This is a genomic window from Hydrogenophaga flava NBRC 102514 (genome assembly GCF_001571145.1).
Classification (GTDB): domain Bacteria; phylum Pseudomonadota; class Gammaproteobacteria; order Burkholderiales; family Burkholderiaceae_C; genus Hydrogenophaga; species Hydrogenophaga flava.
In genome coordinates this window covers 302,744-309,830 of sequence record NZ_BCTF01000003.1, presented here as the reverse complement: position 1 = coordinate 309,830, position 7,087 = coordinate 302,744, and the positions used below count along the sequence as shown (strand labels likewise).

The window sequence follows — 7,087 nt, the reverse complement described above, 5'->3', positions numbered from 1 at the left end:
CGCATCGCCCCCTGGGGGGTGACGCCGCAGGCGGCGCGGGGGGTACCTTATTTACTGCTCACGTACTCAGCGACAGCCGCCATCTCCAGTTCGGTCATCTTCTCCACCACCGCGTGCATCACCGCGTTGTCGTTGGTGCGCTCGCGCTTGTTGAAGGACTTGAGCTGGGTGTGGATGTAGCCCGGGATCTGGCCCGCCAGGCGGGGCAGGTTGGCCGCGCCCTCGGCATTGGTGCCGTGGCAGCTCACGCAGGCCGGCACGCCGCTGAACTTGTTGCCGTTGTGGAAGATGTAGCGACCCATGGCCGCCAGTTGCGGGTCCTTGGCCTCTTCGCGCGGCAGGGAGAACCTCTCGTAGTACTTGCCCAGCGCCAGCATCTCGTCGGGCGTGAGCCTGCTCACCATGTCGGCCATGGCCGTGCTCTTGCGCTGGCCGCTCTTGAAGGCATTGAGCTGCTTGGTGATGTATTCAGCATGCTGCCCGGCCAGGCGAGGAAACACCTCGCTGGTCGACTCGCCCTGCGCACCGTGGCACAGGAAGCAGGAGCCGCCCGCGATCTTCTTGGCCCGCGCCTCGTCGGCCTGGGCGAAGGCAGACGAGGCAACAAAGATCAGCGACCAGAGCAGCGCGGCGCGGGGGTGCTTCTCGCTCATGCCAAGGTGTCCGCCCAGATGTTGCGGGCCCACGCATGCGCGTAGCGGCCTTCCAGCTCGCTCGCGGCTGTCGACACGCCACCCGAACCCGGCACGGTCAGCATGGTCTTCTTCTCGGCGTCGTAGCGGTGCACACTCGCCACGTGGACCACGTCCTCGTCGGTCACGAAGCTGTAGCAGGTGTTGGCGTAGATCGGCAGCTGCGGCGGCTCTTTTCCCTGCAGCAGCGACACCACGGCTGCGGCGCAGGTCTTGCCGTGCTGGTTGGCCATGTGGCCCGACTTGGGCATGCCCGGGGCGATCTGGATCGCGTCGCCCAGCACGTGGATGTTCTTCTTCGCTTTCGACTCGAAGGTCAGGAAGTCCACCTCGCACCAGCGGTTGTTGGCGGTGGCCAGCCCGGTGCGCACGGCGATGTCACCGGCGCGCATGTTGGGCACCACGTTGGCCACCGCGGCCTTGAAGTCGTCGTTGAACTCGAACTTCAGGGTGTTGGTGGAGGCGTCGACCTCGACCACCTTGTGCTTGGGGCGGTATTCGATGATGCCCTTGTAGTGCTCGTCCCAAGCCTTCATGAACAGGCCCTTCTTGGACTGGATGTCGTCGTTGGCGTCGAAGATGACGACCTTGCTCTTGGGCTTGGCCTTCTTGAAGTAGTTGGCCACCATGCAGGCGCGCTCGTAGGGGCCGGGCGGGCAGCGGTAGGGGGCCAGCGGGATCGACAGCGCGTAGACGCCGCCGTCGGGCATGGCCTCGAGCTGCTTGCGCAGCGCCACCGTCTGCGGGCCGGCCTTCCAGGCGTGCAGCACCTTGTCCTGCGCACCGGGCTTGGTCATGCCTGCCACCGTGTCCCACATGAAGTCGATGCCGGGCGAGAGGATCAGGCGGTCGTAGGGCAGCTCGCCACCGGCGGCCAGCTTCACCACGCGCTTCTCGGCGTCGATGCTGTTGACCATGTCGCGCACGATCTTCACGCCGTGGCGCTTTTCCAGGTTGTCGTACGGCGTGGTGACATCGGCAATGGTCTTGCTGCCCTGGAGCACCAGGTTGGAGATGGGGCAGGAGACGAAGGCCGCGTTGGGCTCGACCAGGGTCACCTGGATGCCGTAGTCGGAGAACATGCGCACGTACTTGGCGGCGGTGGCGCCGCCGTAGCCGCCACCGACCACCACCACCTTGGGGCCGTAGCCGCCACCCGAGGCGCAACCGGCAAGACCACCAATGCCCGCGAGGACCGAACCGGCGCCCAGGGTCTGAACAAATTGACGACGTTGCATGGTGGGCTCCTTATTTCTTCTGGGCGGCGAAGTAGGCGGCGATGTCCTTGAGCTGCTCGTCGGAGTAGCCCTTGGACAGCTGGTGCATGATGGTCGCGGGCTTGCGGCCGCTCTTGAAGTCCATCAGCTTCTGATAGAGCTCGTCCTTGTCCTTGCCCGCCAGCGGCTCGTTGCCCTGCAGGGCACGGCCCTCGGTGCCATGGCAGTTGGCGCAGGCGGCGGCCCACACGCGCACCTGGTTCACCTGGGCTTGCGCCCCCACCGCGGCGGCGCACAGGGCGCCCGCCGCCAGCCATTTCATCGTCTTGACCATCGTTGTCTCCACTGGGGTTGGGGAAGGGGTTCAAAAACTGTAGCAGAGCCCCTCGGCTGGCAGGCAAAGCATCAGTGATTTCGCATATTTAGATGCTTGATGCTAGCACTGGGAAAAATCCTGCCTGAACGGTGAAAACCCTAGAGAAATCAAAGCGAATTGGCCGGGGTTTGTCAGCGCGTCGTCAGTGCGCTGGCCATGGGCCTGGGGCTGCGGAGGGCCCATCTGTCAGCGATCCGACGGCATCGGGTTTACACTAATCCTTATATAGGCAATTAATAATATAGTTGGCTGAATGAAATCAAAGTCCCCGGAAGCAGGCCGGTGGACGGCATGCCGCGGTGCCCCGACCGCTTCGCCAACGAGAAGGAACCCACCCGTGTCCAAAGACCTGAACGACGTGATCGGGCGCGTGCTGCCCGCACCCGAGAACTTCCTGAGCGCCGAGAAGCTGGAACAGGCGCGCAAGGCCCGCCGCCGCTTCATGGGCAACGCCCTGGCCATGGGCGCCGGCGTCGCGGCCTCGGTCGGTGCGGCCAGCCGCGCGATGGCGGCTGGTGCCGAGGGCGAGGACGCCATCCTCAAGCTGCCCGAGCACAGCACGGGTCTGGGCCAGCCGGTGGCCATGGACCCGGGTTACGGCCAGCCCAGCAAGTGGGAAACCAACCTGCGCCGCCGCCAGAGCCCGGGCCTGACCCGCGTCGACCAGGCGTCGGTGAGCTTCACGCCGCTGCAGGGCCTGTTCGGCATCATCACGCCCAGCGGCCTGCACTTCGAGCGCCACCACCAGGGCTGGTGGGACATCGACCCGTCCAAGCACCGCCTGATGATCAACGGCCTGGTCAAGCGCCAGCGCGTGTTCACCATGGACGACCTGATGCGCCTGCCCAGCGTCTCGCGCATCCACTTCATCGAGTGCGGTGCCAACTCGGCGACCGAGTGGGGCAACGTGGCCGTGCCCACCGTGCAGTACACGCACGGCATGGTCAGCTGCTCGGAGTTCACCGGCGTGCTGCTGTCCACGCTGCTGGAGATGTGCGGCATCGACAGGAAGGCCGCGAAGTACGTGCTGGCCGAGGGGGCCGACGGTTCGTCCATGACGCGCACCATCGACATCGAGCGCGCCATGGACGACTGCATCGTGGCCTGGGGCATGAATGGCGAGATGCTGCGGCCAGAGAACGGCTACCCGCTGCGCCTGGTGGTGCCCGGCATCCAGGGCGTGAGCTGGGTCAAGTACCTGCGCCGCATCGAGGTGGGCGACCAGAAGTGGGCGACCAAGGACGAGGCGGTGCACTACATCGACCACATGCCCGACGGCACGCACCGCCAGTACACCGGCGTGCAGGAGTGCAAGTCGGTCATCACCACGCCGTCGGCTGGCCAGACCCTGCTGGACAGGGGCTACTACAACGTGACGGGCCTGGCCTGGTCGGGCCGCGGAACCATCAAGCGCGTGGACGTGAGCGTGGACGGTGGCCGCAACTGGCGCACCGCGCGCATCGAAGGCCCGGTGCTGCCCAAGGCGCTGACGCGCTTCAACATCGACTGGGTGTGGGACGGCAAGCCCGCTGTGCTGCAGTCGCGCGCCATCGACAGCACGGGCTACGTGCAGCCCAAGATCAACCAGCTGCGCGCGGTGCGTGGCACGCGGTCGGTGTACCACCAGAACGCGATCCAGAGCTGGCTGGTGTCCGAGAACGGCGAAGTCTCCAACGTGCAGGTTTACTAAATGAACACCCCCGTCGCTTTTTCACTGCGTGTAAACGCATCCCCCCTCAAGGGGGCAAAGCCTGTCGCCCGGCAAAGCCGGTTCGACGGCTTTCTGGGTCTGTCTCGGGGCTTCGCTGCGCTCGCCCTGGGGCTTGCTGCTGCGGCCTCGTTTGCCCAGGACAAGCCCTGGGCGAACATGGGCCGCGACGCCACGCCGGCCGAGGTCAAGGCCTGGGACATCGACGTGCGCCCGGACTTCAAGGGCCTGCCGGCTGGCGCGGGCAGCGTGTCCCTGGGCGAGACGGTGTGGGAGTCGCGCTGTGCGTCCTGCCACGGTTCTTTCGGTGAATCGAACGAGGTGTTCACGCCCATCATCGGCGGCACCACCAGGAAGGACATCGAGACCGGGCGCGTGGCCGCGCTGGTCGAGGGGGCCAAGAGCACCGCGCCGCAGAAGACCACCATCATGAAGGTGGCCACGCTCTCCACGCTGTGGGACTACATCAACCGCGCGATGCCGTGGAACAACCCCAAGACACTCAAGCCCGACGAGGTCTACGGCGTCACGGCCTATCTGCTGAGCCTGGCCGAGATCGTGCCGCCCGACTTCACGCTGAGCGACAAGAACATCGCCGAGGTGCAGCAGCGCATGCCCAACCGCAACGGCATGGTGTTCTACGAGCCGCTGTGGAAGGCCAACGGCAAGGGCGACGTGCAGAACGTGGCCTGCATGAAGGACTGCGCGGTGGACCCCAAGGTGCATTCCTTCCTGCCCGACTTTGCGCGCGACGCCCACGGCAACATCCAGCAGCAGAACCGCGTGATCGGCCCGGTGCGCGGTGCCGACACCACCCGGCCCGCACCCAAGGGGCTGATCGGTGCCACCGCCGCGGCCACCGTGGCCCCAGCTCCGCCCGCCCCCGCGCCCGCGGCCAGCAAGGGAGCGAATGTCAACAGCCTGCTGGCGGCCAACGCCTGCACCGCCTGCCATGGCGTGAAGAACAAGATCGTCGGCCCCGGCTTCAACGAGATCGCCGCGAAGCACAAGGGCCGGGCCGATGCCGAGGCCTACCTGGTGGGCAAGATCAAGGCCGGTGGCTCGGGGGTGTGGGGCGCGGTGCCCATGCCGCCCCAGGCCCAGCTCAAGGACGACGATGCCAAGGCCATCGCGCAGTGGATCGCCGCCGGCGCGAAATGACTAAATACAAGCCAGATTGAATATTCGGATTTACTCGTAAACCCCATTCCGGAAGCACCCGGGAGTCCCTACGCTATGACCATGCCCCCCTCGGCACACGACCCAGGCTGGCGCCCCCGACAAATAATCTCCCATCCCTCTTTTCACCAGGAGTTCAAGATGAACCAATCCCGTCGCACCGCCCTCAAGTCCACCGGCGCGTTTGCCACGCTGGTCTCGCTGGGCATCGTCACCCAGAGCCAGGCGCAGGCCGCCGTCGACCAGGCCGGCTTCCAGGTCAAGACGCTTGAAGAAGCGCTCAAGGCCATCGGCGGCACGCCCGCCACCAGCGACCAGGTCTCGGTGGTGTCGCCCGACATCGCCGAGAACGGCGCCGTGGTGCCCGTGGGCGCCACCAGCAAGCTGCCCAACACCACCGAGATCTACCTGATCGTCGAGAAGAACCCGACCCCGCTGTCGTGCGGCTTCATGATCCCGGCGGGCACCGCCGCCGACGTGCAGACCCGCCTGAAGATGGGCCAGAGCACCAACGTGATCGCCGTGGTCAAGGCCGACGGCAAGCTCTTCTCGGCCACCAAGGAAACCAAGGTGACCCTGGGCGGCTGCGGCGGCTGATCAGCCCCGAACGCCTGTCCCGAATCTTCCCCATCTCATTGAATCGATAGGAGTCCATCATGGCTGACCCGATGCGCATCCGTGCCGCCCTCGCCGGCGACGAAACCACCGTCCGCGTGCTGATGTCCCACCCCATGGAACCCGGCACCCGCAAGGACGCGGCTGGCGCCCTCATTCCCGCCCACTTCATCAAGGACCTGGAAGCCACCCACAACGGCAAGACCGTGCTCAAGGCCATCTTCAGCGGCTCGGTGTCGCAGAACCCCTTTCTGTCCTTCAAGTTCAAGGGCGCGGCCAAGGGCGACAAGGTCGTGGTGAAGTGGGTCGACACCAAGGGCGATTCGCGCACCGACGAAGCACAGATTGCCTAACCCCCCGCCGCGCTTCGCGCGACCCCCCAGGGGGCGCCACCTGCGGCCCGGCAAAGCCGGTTCCGCGGTGACACTGGCTTGGGGTCACGCGCTCCGAGTCACACAACAACGAAGGAGACACCCATGAAATTCGACGCTCGCCATGCCGCCCTTCTGATGGGTGGCGTCTTCGCGCTGGGTGCGGTGCATGCCCAGGGCAACGCCGCCATCGATGGCATCAACAAATACCGCGAGATGCTGCAGGACGGCAACCCGGCCGAACTTTTCGAGATGAAGGGTGAGGAGCTGTGGAAGCAGAAGCGCGGGCCGAAGAACGCCTCGCTGGAGCAGTGCGACCTGGGCAAGGGCCCTGGCGTGCTCAAGGGTGTCTTCACCGAGCTGCCGCGTTTCTTCAAGGACACCGGCAAGGTGCAGGACCTCGAAACCCGTCTGATCACCTGCATGGTGACGCTGCAGGGCTTCAACGAGGCCGATCTCTACAAGGCCGCGCCGTCGATCGGAAAAGGCGAGGGCGCCAACCTGGTGGCCATCACCACCTATGTGGCGACCCAGTCCAAAGGCGAGCGGTTCAACCTGTCGCAATCGCACGAGCAGGAAAAGACCATGTACCAGGTGGGCAAGCGCCTGTTCTTCCAGCGCGGCGGCCCGCACGACTTTGCCTGCTCGTCCTGCCACGGCGTCGACGGTGGCCGCATCCGCCTGCAGGAGCTGCCCAACCTGACCAAGAACCCGGGCGACGGCGTGGGCGTGGCCGCGTGGCCGGCCTACCGCGTGTCCAACTCGCAGATGTGGACCATGCAGAAGCGCCTGAACGACTGCTACCGCCAGCAGCGCTTCCCCGAGCCCAAGTTCGGCAGCGACGCCACCATCGCGCTGCAGGTGTACATGGGCGTGAACGCCAAGGGCGCCGAGTCCATCGTGCCGGCCATCAAGCGCTGAACCGCAGG

The 7,087-nt window shown here is 65.9% G+C and carries 8 protein-coding genes; 5 read left to right on the top strand and 3 right to left on the bottom strand.

What is annotated here, in order from left to right; genetic code table 11:
* Positions 1 to 47 precede the first annotated feature (47 nt).
* The 3 genes from HFL01S_RS04860 to HFL01S_RS04850 are packed head-to-tail and all read right to left on the bottom strand — an operon-like array spanning position 48 to position 2,243.
* Positions 48 to 653, bottom strand: a complete 606-nt coding sequence (locus HFL01S_RS04860; protein WP_066255434.1) for a c-type cytochrome — start codon at positions 651 to 653, stop codon at positions 48 to 50.
* Positions 650 to 1,930, bottom strand: a complete 1,281-nt coding sequence (locus HFL01S_RS04855; RefSeq protein WP_066255431.1) for an NAD(P)/FAD-dependent oxidoreductase — start codon at positions 1,928 to 1,930, stop codon at positions 650 to 652. Before HFL01S_RS04855 ends, HFL01S_RS04860 begins: the two co-directional genes overlap by 4 nt.
* Before the next feature lie 10 nt (positions 1,931 to 1,940).
* Positions 1,941 to 2,243: a c-type cytochrome gene (locus HFL01S_RS04850; protein ID WP_157538761.1), complete on the bottom strand. Its 303-nt coding sequence runs from the start codon at positions 2,241 to 2,243 to the stop codon at positions 1,941 to 1,943.
* 379 nt (positions 2,244 to 2,622) lie between these two features.
* Here HFL01S_RS04850 and soxC point away from each other — a divergent pair, with 379 nt between their 5' ends.
* The 5 genes from soxC (at position 2,623) to soxA (ending at position 7,079) form a co-directional block, all read left to right on the top strand.
* Positions 2,623 to 3,975 (top strand): sulfite dehydrogenase, encoded by a 1,353-nt coding sequence (gene soxC, locus HFL01S_RS04845; RefSeq protein ID WP_066255428.1) that lies wholly within the window; start codon positions 2,623 to 2,625, stop codon positions 3,973 to 3,975.
* Entirely contained in the window at positions 3,976 to 5,154 is a 1,179-nt protein-coding gene (locus HFL01S_RS04840; RefSeq protein ID WP_084383093.1) for a c-type cytochrome, read from the top strand.
* A gap of 159 nt (positions 5,155 to 5,313) precedes the next feature.
* Positions 5,314 to 5,769, top strand: coding sequence for a thiosulfate oxidation carrier protein SoxY (gene soxY, locus HFL01S_RS04835; protein ID WP_066255426.1), 456 nt, complete (start codon positions 5,314 to 5,316; stop codon positions 5,767 to 5,769).
* 59 nt (positions 5,770 to 5,828) lie between these two features.
* The gene (gene soxZ, locus HFL01S_RS04830) at positions 5,829 to 6,140 is read left to right on the top strand and encodes a thiosulfate oxidation carrier complex protein SoxZ (RefSeq protein WP_066255424.1); all 312 of its coding nucleotides are present in this window, start codon (positions 5,829 to 5,831) and stop codon (positions 6,138 to 6,140) included.
* Positions 6,141 to 6,263: 123 nt separating this feature from the next.
* The gene (gene soxA / locus HFL01S_RS04825; protein ID WP_084383092.1) at positions 6,264 to 7,079 is read left to right on the top strand and encodes a sulfur oxidation c-type cytochrome SoxA; all 816 of its coding nucleotides are present in this window, start codon (positions 6,264 to 6,266) and stop codon (positions 7,077 to 7,079) included.
* Positions 7,080 to 7,087: the final 8 nt, after the last annotated feature.

What these genes read in the sequence shown, in the direction of transcription:
- HFL01S_RS04860 (WP_066255434.1), bottom strand. Translation starts at nt 653, where the DNA reads ATGAGCGAGAAGCACCCCCGCGCCGCGCTGCTCTGGTCGCTGATCTTT.
- HFL01S_RS04855 (WP_066255431.1), bottom strand. Translation starts at nt 1,930, where the DNA reads ATGCAACGTCGTCAATTTGTTCAGACCCTGGGCGCCGGTTCGGTCCTC.
- HFL01S_RS04850 (WP_157538761.1), bottom strand. Translation starts at nt 2,243, where the DNA reads ATGGTCAAGACGATGAAATGGCTGGCGGCGGGCGCCCTGTGCGCCGCC.
- HFL01S_RS04840 (WP_084383093.1), top strand. Translation starts at nt 3,976, where the DNA reads ATGAACACCCCCGTCGCTTTTTCACTGCGTGTAAACGCATCCCCCCTC.
- soxY (WP_066255426.1), top strand. Translation starts at nt 5,314, where the DNA reads ATGAACCAATCCCGTCGCACCGCCCTCAAGTCCACCGGCGCGTTTGCC.
- soxZ (WP_066255424.1), top strand. Translation starts at nt 5,829, where the DNA reads ATGGCTGACCCGATGCGCATCCGTGCCGCCCTCGCCGGCGACGAAACC.
- soxA (WP_084383092.1), top strand. Translation starts at nt 6,264, where the DNA reads ATGAAATTCGACGCTCGCCATGCCGCCCTTCTGATGGGTGGCGTCTTC.